Origin of the sequence: Bacteroides cutis, assembly GCF_900241005.1 — a bacterium.
GTDB classification, from domain to species: domain Bacteria; phylum Bacteroidota; class Bacteroidia; order Bacteroidales; family Bacteroidaceae; genus Bacteroides; species Bacteroides cutis.
The window spans coordinates 123104-141910 of the sequence record NZ_OEST01000004.1; the positions used below are offsets into that span (position 1 = coordinate 123104).

Sequence of the window (18807 nt, forward strand, 5' to 3'; positions counted from 1 at the left end):
ATGGAGTATGCTCTGATAGTTGCCGGTGGAAAAGGTTTGCGCATGGGAGGAGAGCTCCCCAAACAGTTCCTCCCGATAGGAGGAAAACCTGTATTAATGCGTACGATAGAAGCTTTTTATACCTGTAATCCGGAGATACAAATTATACTGGTGCTTCCGTGCAGTCAGCAGGCGTATTGGTCTGAATTGTGCCGGAAGCATCATTTTTTATTGCCCCATAGCATTGCAGATGGGGGGAGGACACGCTTCCATTCGGTAAAAAGCGGGTTGAAACTGGTAAAGACACCCGGTTTGGTTGGTGTGCATGATGGGGTACGACCGTTCGTTGCCCGGGAGGTGATTACCCGTTGTTATGCATTGGCAATAGAAAAGCAAGCGGTGATTCCTGTGACAGATATAGTAGAAACTGTACGTCATCTGGATGCCGATAAAAGTCGAACCGTCAGTCGTGATGAGTATAAATTAGTGCAGACACCCCAGGTTTTTGATGCAGAGCTGTTGAAGCGTGCATACGAACAACCCTATTCTCCTCGCTTCACGGATGATGCCTCGGTCGTGGAAGCTTTGGGAGTTCCTGTTTTCCTGACTGCCGGTAATCGTGAGAATATTAAAATAACCACTCCTTTCGATTTAAAAATAGCTGCTGCTCTCTTGGATTCATGTTTGATTTAGCTACGCGTGACATAAAATATTTGTCGGGTGTCGGACCGCAGCGTGCTTCGGTACTCAATAAGGAATTGAATATCTGTTCTTTCCATGATTTATTGTATTATTTTCCTTATAAATATGTAGACCGCAGCCGTATTTATTATATTCTGGAGATTGACGGTACAATGCCCTATATACAACTGAAAGGGGAAATTCTAGGTTTTGAAACGGCAGGCGAAGGACGCCAGCGGCGTTTGATTGCCCATTTCTCGGATGGAACTGGAGTGGTAGACTTGATATGGTTTCAGGGAATAAAATATCTGATAGGAAAATATAAGGTACATCAGGAGTATATAGTATTTGGCAAGCCTTCTGTCTTTAACGGGAGAATTAATATTGCGCATCCTGATATTGATCCCGCTTCGGAACTGAAACTGTCGTCTATGGGGTTGCAACCTTATTATAATACAACGGAGAAAATGAAACGGAGTTCTCTCAATTCCCATGCGATTGAGAAGATGATGAAGAATATTGTGCAGCAGTTGCAAGAACCGTTGCCTGAAACCCTTTCTCCTGCTATTCTGACAGAACATCATTTAATTTCACTCACAGATGCTCTGATAAATATTCATTTTCCTACTAATCCTGATATGTTGCGTAAAGCGCAATATAGATTGAAGTTTGAAGAACTTTTTTATGTTCAATTGAATATTCTCCGTTATGCTAAAGACCGGCAACGAAAATATAGTGGTTTTATCTTTGAAAAAGTGGGAGAGGTTTTCAATACATTTTATTCTTGCAATCTTCCTTTTGAGCTGACTAGTGCCCAAAAACGTGTTTTGAAAGAAATACGTTGGGATTTGGGGTCGGGTAAACAGATGAACCGTTTGTTGCAGGGAGACGTAGGTAGTGGAAAAACATTAGTTGCATTGATGAGTATGCTGATTGCTCTTGATAACGGATATCAGGCATGTATGATGGCTCCTACTGAGATATTGGCGAATCAACATTACGAAACCATTCGCGAACTACTTTATGGAATGGATATTCGAGTAGAGTTGTTGACTGGTTCTATTAAAGGAAAACATAGGGAGGCGATTCTTTCCGGATTGTTGACTGGAGACGTTCGAATTCTGATAGGTACACATGCCGTAATAGAAGATACCGTAAATTTTGCTTCATTGGGTTTAGTGGTGATTGATGAACAGCACCGTTTTGGTGTGGCTCAACGTGCTCGCCTGTGGACTAAGAATGTGCAACCGCCTCATGTATTGGTAATGACGGCTACTCCCATTCCTCGGACATTGGCTATGACGCTGTACGGCGATTTGGATGTATCAGTCATTGATGAATTGCCGCCGGGCAGAAAACCGATTGCTACGATACATCAGTTTGATAATCGGCGGGAGAGTCTGTATAACTCTGTGCGCAAACAAATAGCGGAGGGCAGACAGGTTTATATTGTTTATCCGTTGATAAAGGAAAGTGAGAAGATTGACTTGAAAAATTTGGAAGAAGGCTATCTGCATATTTGTGAAGAATTTCCGGATTGTAAGGTTTGCAAGGTTCATGGAAAGATGAAACCTGCTGAGAAAGATGCCCAAATGCAATTGTTTGTTTCAGGAGAAGCACAGATTATGGTGGCAACTACGGTCATCGAAGTAGGAGTAAATGTTCCCAATGCCTCGGTGATGATTATAGAGAATGCGGAGCGTTTCGGCCTATCTCAGCTCCATCAGCTTCGTGGCCGGGTAGGACGTGGTGCGGAGCAGTCTTATTGTATTTTGGTGACAGGGTATAAGCTGGCGGAAGATACCCGAAAACGTTTGGAAATAATGGTGCGTACCAATGATGGTTTCGAAATAGCCGAGGCTGATTTGAAATTACGTGGTCCAGGTGATTTGGAAGGAACACAGCAGAGTGGTATTGCGTTTGATTTGAAGATAGCCGATATTGCTCGTGACGGACAATTATTACAATATGTTCGCGGCATAGCGCAGGCAGTTGTCGATGAGGATCCTAATGGAACGCTCCCGGAAAATGAAATCTTGTGGCGACAGTTGAAAGCATTGCGAAAAACAAACGTTAATTGGGCGGCTATCAGCTAAAAAACGGTTAAACATACGCTTTATTTACATTTTATGTTGTAAAACATATTAGTGTGCATTCTCCCTATTTATAAGGGATTAAGGTAATATTTGTGCTCTAATTCTTTACTTGCTCGTTAAAAAATCGTTAATGATAGACACTGTTTTTGGGAGAGAAATGTTACCTTTGGGAGAATTTTTGAAAAATAAATTTGGATATCTCGATGCGGATATCAAAATGAATGGCGAAACAGATGAATTTTAATTGGATTAAAACAGTTTTATTAGCAACAATGGCAATGGTCAGCTTGAACTCTTTCTCGCAAGACTTGATTGCCCGTCAAGCTCCCATCGACAGAAAACTTAAAAGTGTAGACTCATTGGCTTTACAGAAACAGATACGTGTAGAGCAGTCTTTGTATCCGGGATTGGATTTGTATCCGAGCTGGAACAACGAACTTGTACAGGCTTACGGTAATGCTATTGTCCCCGAAAGTTATACGTTTGATTTGACCGGTTTCCACATGCCCACTGAACATAATCGTATTACTGATGTATTCGGCTATCGTCCTCGCAGAAGAAGAGCGCACTATGGTCTGGATGTAAAGGTTTATGTCGGAGATACAATTCGTGCGGCTTTTGACGGTAAGGTTCGTATCGTTAAAAATCAAGGTCGTCGTGGATACGGTAAATATGTTGTTATTCGCCATGATAATGGATTGGAAACTGTTTATGGTCACTTGTCGAAGCAATTGGTTGAAATCAATCAGTTGGTTAAGGCCGGGGAACCGATAGCATTAGGAGGTAATACCGGACGTTCTACCGGTTCGCATCTTCACTTTGAAACCCGTTTTCTGGGAATTCCTATCAATCCTGCATTAATGTTCGATTTTGAAAAGCAAGATATAGTTGCCGATAGTTATACTTTCCATAAAACCAAAGGTAGTTCTAGTACGGCGCGTAGCATGGCTTCGGGTGAAGGGTTGTTCTACAAGGTAAAGAAAGGTGATACTTTGGGGCGTATTGCTATCCGTCAGGGAACAAGTATTGACAAACTTTGCAAATTGAACCGTATAACGCGTAAAACAATTTTGCGTCCGGGACAAGTATTGCGTTGTTCATAAAACAGATTTCTTAAAACGTAAACAATCTCTATAAGTAGGGGGACTTTAATATAATTTAGAGTGCCCCCTTTTCTTTTTTCTTTAATTATTCATACCTTTGCAGTCTATTTGTAAGGATATGAAAGATACCAAGCAACAATTTGAACATGTCATCGCTGTATGTCGTGACTTGTTCTCTAAGAAACTTCATGATTACGGTCCTGCATGGCGCATTCTTCGCCCGGCATCCGTAACCGATCAGATATTCATTAAAGCCAACCGAATCAGAAGTATTGAAACCAAGGGTGTGACGTTGGTGGACGAAGGTATTCGTTCGGAGTTCATTGCTATTGTTAATTATGGGATTATTGGTTTGATACAATTAGAACTTGGTTATGCTGAATCTGCTGATATTACAAATGAAGAAGCCAAGTTATTATATGACAAATATGCCAAGACCTCTTTGGACTTGATGCTTGCAAAAAATCATGATTATGATGAGGCTTGGCGTAGTATGCGTGTCAGCTCTTATACAGATCTGATATTGATGAAAATCTATCGTACAAAGCAGATTGAAAGTTTGTCGGGACAGACTTTAGTCTCAGAAGGTGTAGATGCCAACTACATGGATATGATTAATTATTCCGTATTCGGTTTGATAAAGATTGAGTTTGGAGACTGATAAGAAACATATTATTTGGAAGGTCTGGGTGAATATATGCCGCTTTATCTTGGGAGTGTTGTTTATTTTCTCCGGATTTGTGAAAGCAGTTGACCCGTTAGGTTCTTTTTATAAGATACAAGACTATCTGACGGCTTTTGGTGTTATTTCTTGGTTTCCGAAATATTTGCCGTTACTTATTGCTATCATTCTATCGGCGATAGAATTTTGTGTCGGTATTTTTTTGTTCTTTGGTATACGCAGAAAGATAGCTTCTACTCTGGCTCTTCTCTTGATGTGTGTAATGACTCCATTGACGCTATATTTGGCGTTAGCAAATCCAGTATCCGATTGTGGATGTTTTGGTGATGTTTGGGTATTGACAAATTGGCAGACTTTCGGCAAAAATATTATATTGTTGATTGCTGCCATATCTATTTTCAGAGGACGAGAACAAATTGTTCGTTTTATAACAATGAAGATGGAGTGGATGGTTTCTATGTATACTTTTCTTTTTGTCTTTACACTCTCTTTTTATTGTTTGCAATATTTGCCGATATTGGATTTTCGTCCCTATAAGATAGGAACTGATATTCAATCATCCATGGAGATACCAAAAGGGGCTAAGCCTAGTGTTTTTGAAAGTTATTTTATCTTGGAGAAAGAGGGGAAGAAGCAGAAGTTTACATTGGAAAACTATCCGGACAGTACATGGACTTTTGTAGAAACGCGTACTATCTTGAAAGAGAAAGGTTATGAACCGCCTATCCACGATTTTTCCATGATGAGTCTGGAAACGGGAGAAGATATAACGGATAGTGTGTTGCTGGATAAAGGATACACTTTCTTGTTGGTTGCCCATCGTATTGAAGAAGCGGATGACAGTAATATCGATCTTATTAATGAAATCTATGATTATAGTGTAGAGCATGGATATGGTTTTTATGCTTTGACATCTTCACCTGAAGATGAAATTGATTCTTGGCGTGAGAAGACCGGTGCTGAATATCCTTTCTGCCAAATGGATGATATTACGTTAAAAACAATTATCCGTTCCAACCCTGGATTATTATTGATAAAAGATGGTGTCATATTAAATAAATGGAGTGATACCCGTTTGCCTGATGAGTATGTATTGACTGATAGCCTTGATAAGATAGAATTAGGACAACAGAAACTGGAAAATGATTGGCATACCATCGGATATGTATTGTTGTGGTTTATTGTTCCTTTAACGATGGTTATCTGTGTGGATATACTGGTAATAAAACGCCGTGAATGGAAAAGAAATATAAAAAGTGATAAGGTGATAAAGTAATATTAACCCTTTTAATAAATAAAAAACAAAATGAGAAAGAACATTGTTGCAGGAAACTGGAAAATGAACAAAACCCTCCAGGAGGGTATTGCTCTTGCAAAAGAACTAAATGAAACATTGGCGAATGAAAAACCGAACTGTGATGTTATCATCTGTACTCCGTTTATCCACCTGGCATCTGTAACTCCGTTAGTAGATGCAGCTAAGATTGGTGTAGGTGCAGAAAACTGTGCAGACAAGGAGGTTGGAGCTTATACGGGTGAAGTTTCTGCCGCGATGGTTGCTTCTACAGGTGCTAAGTATGTAATTCTCGGTCACTCGGAACGCCGTGCTTATTATCACGAGACAGTAGAAATCTTGGCAGAGAAAGTTAAATTGGCTTTGGCTAATGGTTTGACTCCGATCTTCTGTATCGGTGAGGTTTTGGAAGAACGTGAGGCTAACAAGCAAAACGAAGTCGTTGCTGCTCAGTTGGCATCTGTATTCTCTCTGTCTGTAGAAGATTTCTCTAAGATCATTTTGGCTTACGAACCTGTTTGGGCTATTGGTACAGGTAAAACTGCTTCAGCTGCTCAGGCGCAAGAAATTCATGCGTTCATTCGTTCACTTGTTGCTGAAAAGTATGGAAAAGAAGTTGCTGAAAATTGTTCTATCCTTTATGGTGGTAGTTGTAAGGCTTCCAATGCAAAAGAACTGTTTGCTAATCCGGATGTTGACGGTGGCTTGATTGGTGGTGCTGCTTTGAAAGTTGCTGATTTCAAGGGTATCATTGATGCATTCAATTAATTAATGGATAATGAGGAGTTGATAATTGATAATTGAGTAATCAGTTGTCAATTATCGCTCTATTCATTTTTAAATTCGATTATCCACTATCAATTATCAATTTATGAAGAAGCTTGGTTTATTTTTAATTGCCTGCTTTGTTTTTGCAAGTTTTTCTGTTGCACAGAATAACATTGTGAAAAGTCTGGAGCGTAATGTATCGGGACAAGGTAAAGTGACTATTCATCAAGATGCCCGTATTGAGGCATTGATTGGTTCAGAGTATATTCCCGGCGGTTCTGAGGATCGTAAAGTGATTAAGAGTTCGGGTTATCGTGTGCAAGTATATGCCGGTAATAATACACGTCAAGCTAAAAATGAAGCCTATTCTGTTGCTACCCGTATTAAGGAATACTTTCCTGATCTGACGGTCTATACATCTTTTGCTCCACCTCGTTGGCTGTGTCGTGCAGGTGATTTTCGCAGTATAGAAGAAGCTGATGCTATGATGCGTCAATTGCGTGCAACTGGCGTTTTCAAAGAAGTATCTATAGTGAAAGACCAAATTAATATTCCGCTTTAATATTCAAAGTCTAATTTGTAATAAGTAATCAACCTCCCTCATGTTAGGAAAAGAAGAAATTATATCTCCTTCATTGGATGAATTAAAAGAACATTATCATCGTATTCTTGCTTTATTAGGTGAAAATCCCGGGCGCGAGGGATTATTGAAAACGCCGGAACGGGTAGCAAAAGCCATGTTGTCACTGACCAGAGGATATACTATGGATCCACATGAGGTACTTCGCTCTGCTAAGTTCCAGGAAGAATATAGCCAGATGGTCATAGTGAAAGACATTGATTTCTTCTCACTTTGCGAACACCACATGCTTCCGTTTTATGGAAAAGCTCATGTCGCCTATATTCCTAATGGTTATATTACCGGTTTAAGTAAAATTGCTCGTGTAGTGGATATCTTTTCTCATCGTCTGCAGGTACAGGAACGTATGACGCTACAGATAAAAGAATGTATTCAGGAAACTCTAAATCCCTTGGGCGTAATGGTTGTTGTAGAGGCTAAACATATGTGTATGCAGATGCGTGGTGTTGAAAAACAAAATTCTATTACCACAACATCTGATTTTACTGGAGCATTTAATCAGGCAAAGACACGTGAGGAGTTTATGAACCTGATAAGGCATAATTCGTAATTATGGTGGAATTAAGGATATACCTGGATTTTACTTTACTTTTATTATTTCTATGTTTTGTTTCTTTGTTTTGTCCAGTGGTGCGGCTTGATAACTGATTCTTGAAAAATCAATTGTACGCAAGTCAATACTTCTGATCAAGTTATTATACATCGTACGGTAGTATATGATTTGATTTTTCATATCTGTGGCCGAAGTCCACTGCGTGGCACTTGGTATGTTTACAGGGATTTTTCCGGAGGTAAATTCTATACCAATTGGAATATCAAAGTTGTTCAATATCTGGAAACATTGAAATACGGTTTCTTGGGATGTCTCTTGTTGCGGAGCGGTAGATTGATAAAAAGCAGCACGTACAAAACGTGAAGGAGGAGTCACGTCACCAGGAATGCCTAAAAATCCACTTCCTGCACCGAATGAAGATAATTTGATATTATCCAGTTGTTGTACAGGTGCTGTCCCAGGATAGAGATTAACGTAGTTGTTTAGATTTGTAATCTGCCATTCGAACCCTGGTGAATTGGTAAGTACTCCTAATATGTTTTCATAAAAATGAGGTTTTCCATCAATAATTTCAAGTACAAGTTGTTTTCCGGAGGTATCTGTAAATCTCCAATGTACGGTTGAAGCCCGTGGATCGATATGGACTATATGTACTTTTAATACAGCTTCTTTTACTTCCTCTACTGTTTTGCATAGTCCCAATATCCATGCTACCAATTGTAGATCTGCTATACTTTTATCTTTTAAAGTCACATCATAATTTTCGTATTTGCCATAGTCTGGAAAATAGAATAAACCAGCTGAAAGCCCCACTTCATTCAATCCTTCTGCAACGAATTCTTTTTGTTCAACCGCCAGTCCGGCATATCCGTATCGAGCAGTGAAAAACATACCATCTGTTCCGTTAGGAACATAAGATTGTTCACTATATCCACGTGGGACAATGACATATTGACTGTTCAAGTTACTTCCTCCCCATTCTATGGTACGTGCTACGATGGTAGAACCGTCTTTACTTTTCAAAGTAATTCCTGTACAGGCATTTACCTGAGAAGAATAAACAAATAGAACAGCTATCGATAATACAATGAATAATTTTTGTTTCATACAAACTTGTTTTTCATTAATAACAAGTTTTATAAAGAATAAGTTTGGTATATAAGACTGTTTTCTGACTTCTCAGAGAATGTTTCAAAAAGAAGTGAACCCCAAAAATGTTTTATTAAACTTTCGGAGTTCACTTCTTTTTGAAAGTATTACTTTTATTATATCAATAACATAAACGGATATAATGATTATCTGAGAAACTCATAATGCCCTGCTGTACCTTCAAAGTTGAGGATACCGTCGTCTGAACGAACTTCCATAGCAGATATATATACTTTTCCGTCTTTTTTTATTTGCCAGGTTCCCGAAACGAGGTCAGTAAGAACAAACTGCATGGTTTGATTGCCATTTATAGTTATATCGAATTTTCCGGAAACAGGTTCGCCATTTTTACTAAAGGTAACTACACGGTTGGCAATTTGTACACCTATAATACGTTTCGCATCAATTCGTTTCACTTCGTTCATTTGCTGGCAGTTGTTGTCAGCTACTTGCATTACGTTCAAGAAGTAGTTTTCTGTAGCAGGTATAACAGGTGATACTTCTATGCGCCATGCACCACGTTCGTTGGCATCGTCGGGTCGCCCGGGTTGCGCATCATTGGGGTAATTGGTACCGAATACCCAGAATTCTTTTCCTGGTCCGCCTACCTTTTCAATATGTGTATTGTTCGCTTCGGGTAGTAATACCTGATTTTGTAACATACCAGTATCACCATTCTTGGTACGTTTCACGATGAAACGATTACCTTCGATGTTTGGTTCTTCAATACTATGTAACAACCAGAATTTTTTGAATTTGGGATTGGAAGATACTACTTTGTCAAATACAATGAGGGCAGCAGGTACTTGGGACGATTTAAGGTTTAGGAAAACGAAAGAACGTTTCGCTTCTTTGACTTTGTTTGTATATGCCTGTGTGATGTCGCCTTTCAGATAAGAATAGTCCGGAGCTTGAGTGTTCTTACCCATTCCGTGTGCTAATACTTGTCCTGTGGTATAATCTTTACTTAACAAATCTTTGAATGAACGACAAGTTTCCCATCGGTCGCCCGGCATACGTTGGCCACCATCATTGGTCGCGAATTCCGTCTTGTCTGCTCCACCGTAGTTCCAGCAGGCAAACTTTTCATCAGGATTGTAGACTAACAACGAGTTGTGTGCAATGGTACGTTTAAAGAAATTCTTGTTGTGCGGACTGTTATATCCTCCCGAACTTCCCTGATAAGCACCGGCATCAATGGCCAAAGGCCCTTTATAGTATAACTGGAAAGTTCCCCCATCCAGATGTTGGTGATTACCCACGAAATGCTCGTTGATTTTCATTTCTGCTATTACACTGTTTGTTCCCCATCCTGTACGGGCTATCATCCATCCGAAAGGAGTGCCGGAATAACGTGTCAATGGTAGGTCTTCAGGTGATTTAGACTCTACGGTGAGGTCTCTCCAAAGGATGTCAAAAATAAGGCAATGATTGTCTACTTTGGGCTTGCGCTCGTATTCGTAAGCCAGATAACCATCTTTATAGAAACTGTAGGCAAGCATAGCGGGCAGTCCATACGAAGGACTGTATCTTCGGTTTGGGTTGGTATCACCTGCAGGCATCACTTGTCCGTCTGGACGTCTTCTATACAAGAAGTCGTATAATACAAATTGTTGTGCGGGATTGAACACCTTATCTACTCCCATGCGTGACAATATCCATTGAGCTATAAGGTCATTACTGAAACGTACGTTTGCATAACTTGTTCCTTGATGATAATTATGTCCTGAATAAACATAATTGCGTACAGGAATATAATCTTTATAGAACATCTTGATGACATAGTTGTACATATCAGGATATTCGTCATAGATGGCAATCCCGGCAGAAAGCATGTCACGCATAATCATCCATTCAGAGGAATGACCTGCAATCGGTTCATTGTTGTGTGGAGGATAGCCACATTCCATGGTTTTGGCTATACGTATGAATGATTTTATATAGTCTTTCTTTTCTTTTTCTTTCATTTGGTCGTAACACCAGTCATATACCATAGCACCACACATCAACATAGAACCACTAGCTCGGGACAAATCTCCTTTCTTGCCATAGTTGGTATTCTGTAAAGTATCCAGCATTGCAGTAATGGCTTTTCGAGCCTGTTTCTTATCACCATATACTAGATAGTCGAGGGCCTGTAATTGTACACGTGTCGTTACTCCACGCATTTCTGCATAATAGCGGAAGCCATCTTTTGCCGGAGCCTTGGCTTCTTCTTCGGGTGTACGGTCTTTCCCCAGTTTTTTCATGGTTTCCAGGGTTTTCTTTATTTGCGAATTGTTCATCCTCTGTCTTAACTCCGGCAGGTCGGATGAGAGTAGATACAATCTAGGGTGTACCTTTGGAGGAACAGGGATGGTGACATCATCTATTTTCTCCCATATCACTTCATTCTTTTCCTGTGCCTGGATGGCAAAGGAAAGTATGAAGATAAAACTCGTCATAAACAGAATGCTTTTTTTCATGTTGCGTATTGTTTTTAATAAGTATGAGTGATTGTTTACACTTTTATTTCTTTTGTAATTGGATGTCATAATTCTCACCGCGAACGGTTGAAATGGTTATTTGGGTTTCATTGTTTTTAGTATCAGGTAACACCACTACATTTTTTCCGGGGCAGTAAGCCGTATAAACACCCTTCAGTATAAGAGTCGTATTGAAAGGTTTTTCTTGCTCTATCACATCTTTTTCGGTCAGTAGTCCCATGTGCTCGTGAGAAGTTCTACGCATATCAGGTTCGCAGATAGATAGAGTCAGGTTCTTTTCTGTGTTCTCTTCAAGAATATAGGCTAGTGGGATATTGACCTGTTTCACCAAGAGATTTTCGTACGTTTCTTGAGGATTGAACAAAGCTGCAAAAATTGTTCTTTTTTCCTGATGTATGACAATGTGTGCATCATTATTCTGTTTAATGATGCGGATGGGGCTTCTCTCAGAAAGAAGTTCTTGCGCCCGTCTTTTCTCTTTCAATGGCAGAATATAGTACAAGTAGCTGTCGGATACAGGATTTGTGGAATGATCCAGATAAGCGGTCGTAAACGGAGTGTTCTGCATAATCTTTATATTCCCTTTTTGTACAGCATACAGTAAGGTTGAGTCATTCAGTATTTTCTCTTGTTTCTTGAACTTCCGAACAGGCATGATTGCTTGGAACAAAGTGGTGGCTACCGGATGATTAAGGTCATTGCAAGCGATATCCGAACCGAGACATAATAATACATCATCGAATACAAAAACCGATTTATTTGCTCGTAGAGATTTATCATAAGTGATATCGTGCATACGGAAAGAGAATAAAGCATTATTCCGACCTCCTTTTATGCCTGCCAGGAATGTTTCGTCCGAAAAGTTTCGGTGTCCACTACTTGCACCTCCTTTATCCGTCAAGAGGGAATCGGGGAGTACCTTGACGGTTGTTCCCGGAATATGGTTCCAGTTGAAAGCTTTTTCTCGGGGATTGAATGAACGGTGCCCGTTCTTAAAGTCGAAATATTCAATTTGTCCGTAGGAGAGATATCGCCCTTTTAAATTTTCCGAGCTTGAAGATTCAAAATCCCATACATATTTGCTGAAACCTTTCATATTGAAATGAAAATCAGAATTTTTAATCACCATTAAGCCGGAATAAGGCATAAATAAGGCTCCTGTAGGAGTTTCTTCTGAAGCGATATTCATTGTGGAAAGTTTGGCCATAAGCTCTGCTTCTCCGATACTGCTTGTATAAGTCAGATTAGAATTAACGGTATTGATATAAGTGTCGATAGCTTGTTTGTTGGTGGCATCTTCTGTTATTTTCTTAAATGCGGCTATTAAGTTCCGGTCGGGAGTAGGATAAGATAGAGCAACGTATGCGAAAGCTGGCAGAAGGGTTTCAAGGATTTGTTGGTTATTCGGAAAACGTCCTACTGTTCCTGCTGGACAGTCTAAGTTTGCGCAGAAAAAACGGAAGGCTAGTAAAGCCTGCTTTAGATTGTTCATTGTCTTTTCAGAGAGTGCATATGGGGTATCATGCAATAGATATGTCACTAATGCCCCTGCATAGAGTGCATGCGGATAGTAGGCGCTGAAATACGGACCACGATGATGATAGCCGGAAAAATCCGCTTTGATGGTTCCAAAAAATCCGGGAGCTATACTCAAGGCGTTATTCATGTAATTGCGAAAAGCGGTCATAGCTATTTCTCTTTTTTTAGAATCGGTCAATGATAAAGCGTAAATTAGCTTAGGTAGAGCCAATGCACGTAAGTTGTCAGCAACTTCTCCCGTGTGTTCCGGTTCCTGATAACAGATACCGAAAAGGGTGAACCACTGTAAAGTGTTTAATTCCCGTTCCAATTGCTTCTTATTTAATTTATCTTTCAGTAAGTAAAAGGAATGGAAATAGCCGGAACTTCTAAGTTTCTCGAAGCAGAGAGTTCCCAAGCCACTACCATCTGCCCATCCTTGGTCGTAGAAATAATCGTAAATATAAAGTGCTTTCTTTAAGCTTTTTGTATCACCATTTATTTTGTAGTCTAAAGCCAATGGGAGCAGGATTTTCTCGTTGATATCTCTGAATTTTGTTATATCTTCTTTGTCTATATAAGTAGGAAAAGCCATCGGATACAGCGGTTTACCGATAGGTGTTTGTTGTGTGTCATAAGCGATACATATCTCTTTTCCGGCTGTTACACCTGTTTTTATAAATTCTTGTTCTTTCAGCCGTCGGTTTTCTATCCACGGATGTTGAAGTGTTTCGGAACTTCCCAAATACCAATCGGTCAGTCGCTGTTCGATGGTAGCAATATCTTCTTTGTTAGCTTTAATAGTTGTGGGTACGTATGGAGAAGTATTTCTATAATTTAGAAAATCCGGTATCAGGCTGAAATCGGTACGGTTCACACAGTATTGTGCGTCTGACATTTTCTGCCAAGGCACTTTTGGCGTGAATTCCAAATAATCCAAGTAAATGTTTCCGATTTGTTTATCTTCTGGGAACAGTATGTTGACTTTTGAAATAATCTCTCCTTTTTCTTTATCCATATCCTCTGTGAATTGTGCCCACAAACATCTCCAGCCTTTGAAATGAAGTGAGAAGGGCAGACGGCATATTTCCTTTCCTTCTTGGTCTGTGAAACTGAATATGAGATATTGTTTGATAGGATTGTCATTGTATATCCAGGTTGTAATACCACCTTGATTACTTCGGCTAGCTTTTGGGAGTCCTCGTGCCTGTTCGATAGTAATTATTGTACCCGGTTGTCCTTTTATGTGCAATGACTTCTTGCCGAGTTTCTGTTTGACTGAAGTTATGGATAGAGTACCTTTATTGATGTTCCAGTTTTGTAAATCATCATCGTTTTCAAAATTATAGTAACTTTGTGCTTGCAAGTGAAATCCACCAATGATGAGGATTACTATAAATAGTTTTTTTCTGATGTATTCCATAGGTTATAAACTAAAGTTTATCTTGTCACATTTATCTGATAACAAAATTAGTGTGGAATATGCATCGTATCCTTTTATTTTGTGTTTTTCTTCCTAATTAAAATACAAGACAATGATACTTTTGTATAAAACAATATTAGTAATGTCTAAATATCGGTTTAGGGCAGTACTACACGGTCTCCCAAACGCTTTGCCATGATACTTTGTACTTCCCGCATTTCACTGTAACGTTTCATGATATCATTGCATTTTTCTTCGTCATTGGCAATGGATGGGTCTTGTAGGGCAAACATCATGTGTCTCAATTCCTCACTGACAATGGCGTACTTAAAGTTAATCATCAATATCGGAACTAACTCATACAAACGTTCTTCATCAGTTACAACTTTCTGGCTCTTGGAATGATACTTACTGAGTTGATAACGGTTACTGATAAGTTCCACGCTCAGTTTACTGATAGAGTTATCCGGATGTGCCAGAAAGTACCGTTCAGCAGTAAAACCTTCGTCATGTATGTGTGAAGCGGCTTCTGTCAATATTTGTCTGTGCAACGGATTGTGAAAGGCCAAATCGTCTTCCTTTAAATCATTAATGACATATTCTATCACACTGACGGGTATTTCTTGTCCTTTTTCATTGGTTACATTGCACATTATTTTTTCCCCGTAACGTACAATCATTTGGAGTATCAGTCGTTCATATTTATAAAATTCCTGTCCTTCCTTACCCTCTTGTGGGATAAAGGAAACGTATACGTCTTCCGGTGGGAGAGAAGAACCATCTTCATATCTGGTTAAATCCCCAGGAGGTAACTGAGTGTTGTCGGTGGTAACAGGTGGAACATTACCATCAGCGTCTGGCATTTGTATCGTTTTTGTATTAGGTCTTGTGGTATTGGTCGACCTACGTTCCCGTTCTGCCTGTTCTGCACGCCTTTCTGCCTGCGTCTCGCGGCGTTTGGCTACTTCCGAAACAAGAAGTCTGTCTTCAACATGTAGTAATTGGGCGCATTCCTTGATGTATACATCACGTACAATAGCTTCTGGAATAACTGAAATACTCTGTACCAGATTGCTGATTAATTCGGCACGCTTAATTGGATCTTTACCTGCATCTTCCAGTAACAAGTTAGTTTTGAAGCGGATAAAATCCGTTTCATGTTCCTGAATAAAATTTTGAAACTCCGTTGCGTTATGTTTACGTGCAAAAGAGTCTGGGTCGTCTCCGTCAGGTAGAAGGCAGACTTTAATATTCATCCCTTCCTCCAACAACATATCAATACCACGGATAGACGCTTTGATACCAGCGGCGTCACCGTCGTATAGTACAGTCATATTGTTGGTGAAACGATGAATTAGTCGGATTTGTCCCGGTGTCAGTGCTGTTCCCGAAGAAGCTACCACATTCTCTATGCCGGATTGGTGCATGGAGATAACGTCTGTATAGCCTTCCACCAGGAAACAGCGGTCTTGTTTTACAATGGCTTGTTTAGCAAAATAGATACCGTATAGTTCATTGCTTTTATGATAGATTTCCGACTCGGGCGAATTGACATATTTCACCTTTACACCCTTGGTGGCACTGACAAGAACACGACCGCCAAAAGCTACTACCTTACCTGACAATGTATGTACTGGAAAAATGACACGTCCCCAAAAGCGGTCTCGCAGGCGATGGTCGTCCGTTTCGTAACAAAGTCCGGTCTTGATGAGAAATTCTTTTTTATATCCTTTCTTTAAAGCCTCCTGTGCCATGGCATCATGGCTTTCGGTACAATATCCCAACTGAAATTTCTCGATAATATCATCCCGGAAACCACGGCTACGGAAATAGGCCATACCAATACTGCGACCATCCACATGATTACGCAAGATATTCTGGAAATAATCTCTGGCAAAATTGTTGACTATGAACAAACTTTCTCTTTCGCTCTGTACCAGTTTTTCTTCATTGGAAAGTTCTCTTTCTTTGATTTCGATACCATATTTCTTGGCGAGGTATTTTAAAGCTTCAGGGTAGGACATCTGTTCATGTTCCATGATGAAATGTACAGCATTTCCCCCCTTTCCACAAGCAAAGCATTTACAAAGTCCTTTGGCGGGAGATACATAGAATGACGGTGTTTTATCGTCATGAAAAGGACATAAACCAACATAATTTACTCCGCGTTTCCGCAGAGTAACAAAATCTGATACTACATCCACTATTTGTGCTGCATCAATTATTCGGTCTATGGTTGGTTGGTCTATCATAATCTGCGTACAAAGTTATAGATAAAATTAGGTCGTGCAAAAAAGGGTTACGATAAATGGGAATTTAATTCTTCATTAAATTATCATTTAATCTTTTCTCTGATTTTCGTCAGATACTTTTTCATTCCTTCCGCATCTTTGTTTTCAATAATTTCAAGAAGGTTCTTTAACTCGGTACGTATATTTGCTACTTGTGAGGGTGTACGTGGATTGAATAATATCTCTTGAAGCAGGTAATCATCTTCACTAAGTAATCCTTTGGCAATTGCCATGTGTTTTTTGAAGGTGGTACCTGGTGCTTCCTGATGTTTCATCACTGCCGCGAAAACGAAGGTAGAAACAAAAGGAATGGACAGAGAATAGGCTACAGTTTCGTCATGTTCATCAAAGGTGTATTCAAAAATATTGAGTTTCATCGTTTGGTAAAGATCTTTGAAAAAGATCTTACCCAAATGATCGCCTTCACTGATGATAATGGCATTTTCTGTATTCAGATTGCTGAGACTGGCAAAGGTTGGTCCGAACATAGGGTGTGTTGACACATAACGGAAGCCGCTTTTTTCGTAGAAACTCTTCAGCCCTGTCTTCACCGAAGCGATATCGCTGATGATACAATCTTTAGGTAATACAGGCAGGACTTGGCGAAATGCATCCAGCGTATACTTTACCGTCACGGCATTGATAACTAGTTCCGGTTCGAACTCTTTGATTTCATCCAAAGTAGTGAGGCGGTAAGTGTTATAAACAAATCGTAACTGATGCGGGTTTACGTCAAACACAGCCGTTTCGTGTTGAAAACTCAGAATGTCTGTAAAGAAAGAGCCCATTTTTCCGGCTCCAAGTATTAATATTCGCATATATTTGATTTTATGAAGTGATAGTGTGATTGTATGGTAATGTGATAGAGTAATATCACTCTATCATTTTATCACCTTATCACTTATTGATTATTTCCATTTGTTGCCTCACGCTTTCTTCGTGTATAGCTTCAAATACTTTTTTGATAAATTCCGCATCCATACCACAGAGTGAACCTTGTGAACCGCGTTTTTCGAGAATTTCATTGTAACGTCCTGTTTGCAGGATAGTCATGTCATGCTCTTTCTTGTAAGTGCCGATTTCACGGGCAATTCGCATACGTTTTGCCAATTCCTGGATGAGATTGTTATCGCATTCATCAATCTGCTTACGTAATTCACTGAGGTTTTCAGTACTCTGCGTCTCCTTACGGATAACGAGTAGGTTAAGAATGTAATCCAGTACATCCGGTGTCACTTGTTGTGCCGCATCACTCCATGCACAATCTGGATTACAGTGACTTTCGATGATTAAACCGTTGAAGCCCAAATCCATTGCCTGCTGGCAAAGTGGGGCGACTAATTCACGTTTTCCACCGATGTGGCTCGGATCACAGATAATAGGAAGGTTCGGAATTCGACGACGTAGTTCGATAGGAATATGCCATTGTGGCAAGTTACGGTATAGCTTCTTGTCGTAGCTACTGAAACCACGGTGTATAGCGCCAAGACGTTTCAGACCGGCATTATTGATACGTTCCAAGGCACCGATCCACAATTCAAGGTCAGGATTTACTGGGTTCTTTACCAAAACTGGGATATCTACTCCTTTCAATGCATCAGCTATTTCCTGTACGGCAAAAGGATTAGCAGTGGTACGGGCACCTACCCATAGAATATCTATTCCGGCTTTCAGGCACTCATACACGTGTTTTGCGGTAGCTACTTCCGTAGAAACATACATGCCAGTTTCTTTCTTTACTTCTTTCAACCAGGCAAGTCCTTCTACGCCAATACCTTCGAAGCCACCTGGTTTGGTACGTGGTTTCCAAATACCTGCACGAAATATTTTCATACCTTTCTCAGACAGCTGTTTAGCTGTACTCATAACTTGTTCTTCTGTCTCTGCACTACACGGACCTGCAATAACCATAGGACGCTTGTCCTCAATGCCCGGTAATAAAATTGATTCTAATTCGAGTTCCATATTCTTTATCTTTGTTTAATTTGTCTATTATTGTATATATACTTCTTATCCTTCTTAATACTCTCCGAAATACTCTTCTGAAGCCGGTTTTAGGATTTACTAGTCTTGCTGAATTTTGTACTAAATTTTTCTCTGGCTTTTAGTAACTTTTCGGTAATATTTCAGTAAAATAATTTCTG

The 18807-nt window shown here is 39.8% G+C and carries 13 protein-coding genes and 2 pseudogenes; 8 read left to right on the forward strand and 7 right to left on the reverse strand.

Annotated features, from left to right (window positions below):
• The 8 genes from C1A09_RS10165 (at nt 1) to folE (ending at nt 7793) form a co-directional block, all read left to right on the forward strand.
• Nucleotides 1-672, forward strand: coding sequence for a 2-C-methyl-D-erythritol 4-phosphate cytidylyltransferase (locus tag C1A09_RS10165; RefSeq protein ID WP_101543679.1), 672 nt, complete (start codon nt 1-3; stop codon nt 670-672).
• Nucleotides 660-2756, forward strand: a complete 2097-nt coding sequence (gene recG, locus C1A09_RS10170) for an ATP-dependent DNA helicase RecG (RefSeq protein WP_101543681.1) — start codon at nt 660-662, stop codon at nt 2754-2756. Before C1A09_RS10165 ends, recG begins: the two co-directional genes overlap by 13 nt.
• Before the next feature lie 233 nt (nt 2757-2989).
• A complete protein-coding gene (locus C1A09_RS10175) occupies nt 2990-3859 on the forward strand; it encodes a M23 family metallopeptidase (RefSeq protein ID WP_101544214.1) in 870 nt (289 codons plus the stop codon).
• 118 nt (nt 3860-3977) lie between these two features.
• A complete protein-coding gene (locus C1A09_RS10180) occupies nt 3978-4520 on the forward strand; it encodes a DUF1599 domain-containing protein (RefSeq protein WP_101543683.1) in 543 nt (180 codons plus the stop codon).
• Nucleotides 4510-5817 carry a BT_3928 family protein gene (locus C1A09_RS10185; protein ID WP_101544216.1) on the forward strand — a complete coding sequence of 436 codons (1308 nt, stop codon included), beginning with the start codon at nt 4510-4512 and terminating at the stop codon, nt 5815-5817. The genes C1A09_RS10180 and C1A09_RS10185 overlap by 11 nt, the downstream gene beginning before the upstream one ends.
• A gap of 30 nt (nt 5818-5847) precedes the next feature.
• Nucleotides 5848-6603, forward strand: coding sequence for a triose-phosphate isomerase (gene tpiA, locus C1A09_RS10190; RefSeq protein ID WP_101543685.1), 756 nt, complete (start codon nt 5848-5850; stop codon nt 6601-6603).
• A gap of 103 nt (nt 6604-6706) precedes the next feature.
• Entirely contained in the window at nt 6707-7165 is a 459-nt protein-coding gene (locus C1A09_RS10195) for an SPOR domain-containing protein (RefSeq protein WP_101543688.1), read from the forward strand.
• 40 nt (nt 7166-7205) lie between these two features.
• Nucleotides 7206-7793, forward strand: coding sequence for a GTP cyclohydrolase I FolE (gene folE, locus C1A09_RS10200; protein ID WP_101543691.1), 588 nt, complete (start codon nt 7206-7208; stop codon nt 7791-7793).
• 30 nt (nt 7794-7823) lie between these two features.
• Here folE and C1A09_RS10205 read toward each other — a convergent pair whose 3' ends face one another.
• The 7 genes and pseudogenes from C1A09_RS10205 to C1A09_RS10230 all read right to left on the reverse strand — a co-directional run bounded on the left by C1A09_RS10205 (nt 7824) and on the right by C1A09_RS10230 (nt 18628).
• Nucleotides 7824-8903 carry a linear amide C-N hydrolase gene (locus tag C1A09_RS10205; protein WP_101543693.1) on the reverse strand — a complete coding sequence of 360 codons (1080 nt, stop codon included), beginning with the start codon at nt 8901-8903 and terminating at the stop codon, nt 7824-7826.
• 188 nt (nt 8904-9091) lie between these two features.
• On the reverse strand, nt 9092-11410 hold the full coding sequence (gene hepB, locus C1A09_RS10210; RefSeq protein WP_101544218.1) for a heparin/heparin-sulfate lyase HepB: 2319 nt from the start codon (nt 11408-11410) through the stop codon (nt 9092-9094).
• Between the two features lie 43 nt (nt 11411-11453).
• Nucleotides 11454-14372, reverse strand: coding sequence for a chondroitinase family polysaccharide lyase (locus C1A09_RS10215; RefSeq protein WP_101543695.1), 2919 nt, complete (start codon nt 14370-14372; stop codon nt 11454-11456).
• A gap of 158 nt (nt 14373-14530) precedes the next feature.
• A pseudogene (locus tag C1A09_RS16745) lies at nt 14531-15139 on the reverse strand (DNA primase); the annotation flags it as partial.
• 128 nt (nt 15140-15267) lie between these two features.
• A pseudogene (gene dnaG, locus C1A09_RS16750) lies at nt 15268-16624 on the reverse strand (DNA primase); the annotation flags it as partial.
• A gap of 83 nt (nt 16625-16707) precedes the next feature.
• Entirely contained in the window at nt 16708-17481 is a 774-nt protein-coding gene (locus C1A09_RS10225; RefSeq protein WP_101543700.1) for a prephenate dehydrogenase, read from the reverse strand.
• Between the two features lie 79 nt (nt 17482-17560).
• Nucleotides 17561-18628 (reverse strand): bifunctional 3-deoxy-7-phosphoheptulonate synthase/chorismate mutase type II, encoded by a 1068-nt coding sequence (locus C1A09_RS10230; protein ID WP_101543702.1) that lies wholly within the window; start codon nt 18626-18628, stop codon nt 17561-17563.
• Between the last annotated feature and the right edge of the window lie 179 nt (nt 18629-18807).

What these genes read in the sequence shown, in the direction of transcription:
- C1A09_RS10165 (WP_101543679.1), top strand. Translation starts at nt 1, where the DNA reads ATGGAGTATGCTCTGATAGTTGCCGGTGGAAAAGGTTTGCGCATGGGA.
- recG (WP_101543681.1), top strand. Translation starts at nt 660, where the DNA reads ATGTTTGATTTAGCTACGCGTGACATAAAATATTTGTCGGGTGTCGGA.
- C1A09_RS10175 (WP_101544214.1), top strand. Translation starts at nt 2,990, where the DNA reads ATGAATTTTAATTGGATTAAAACAGTTTTATTAGCAACAATGGCAATG.
- C1A09_RS10180 (WP_101543683.1), top strand. Translation starts at nt 3,978, where the DNA reads ATGAAAGATACCAAGCAACAATTTGAACATGTCATCGCTGTATGTCGT.
- tpiA (WP_101543685.1), top strand. Translation starts at nt 5,848, where the DNA reads ATGAGAAAGAACATTGTTGCAGGAAACTGGAAAATGAACAAAACCCTC.
- C1A09_RS10195 (WP_101543688.1), top strand. Translation starts at nt 6,707, where the DNA reads ATGAAGAAGCTTGGTTTATTTTTAATTGCCTGCTTTGTTTTTGCAAGT.
- folE (WP_101543691.1), top strand. Translation starts at nt 7,206, where the DNA reads ATGTTAGGAAAAGAAGAAATTATATCTCCTTCATTGGATGAATTAAAA.
- C1A09_RS10205 (WP_101543693.1), bottom strand. Translation starts at nt 8,903, where the DNA reads ATGAAACAAAAATTATTCATTGTATTATCGATAGCTGTTCTATTTGTT.
- hepB (WP_101544218.1), bottom strand. Translation starts at nt 11,410, where the DNA reads ATGAAAAAAAGCATTCTGTTTATGACGAGTTTTATCTTCATACTTTCC.
- C1A09_RS10215 (WP_101543695.1), bottom strand. Translation starts at nt 14,372, where the DNA reads ATGGAATACATCAGAAAAAAACTATTTATAGTAATCCTCATCATTGGT.
- C1A09_RS10225 (WP_101543700.1), bottom strand. Translation starts at nt 17,481, where the DNA reads ATGCGAATATTAATACTTGGAGCCGGAAAAATGGGCTCTTTCTTTACA.
- C1A09_RS10230 (WP_101543702.1), bottom strand. Translation starts at nt 18,628, where the DNA reads ATGGAACTCGAATTAGAATCAATTTTATTACCGGGCATTGAGGACAAG.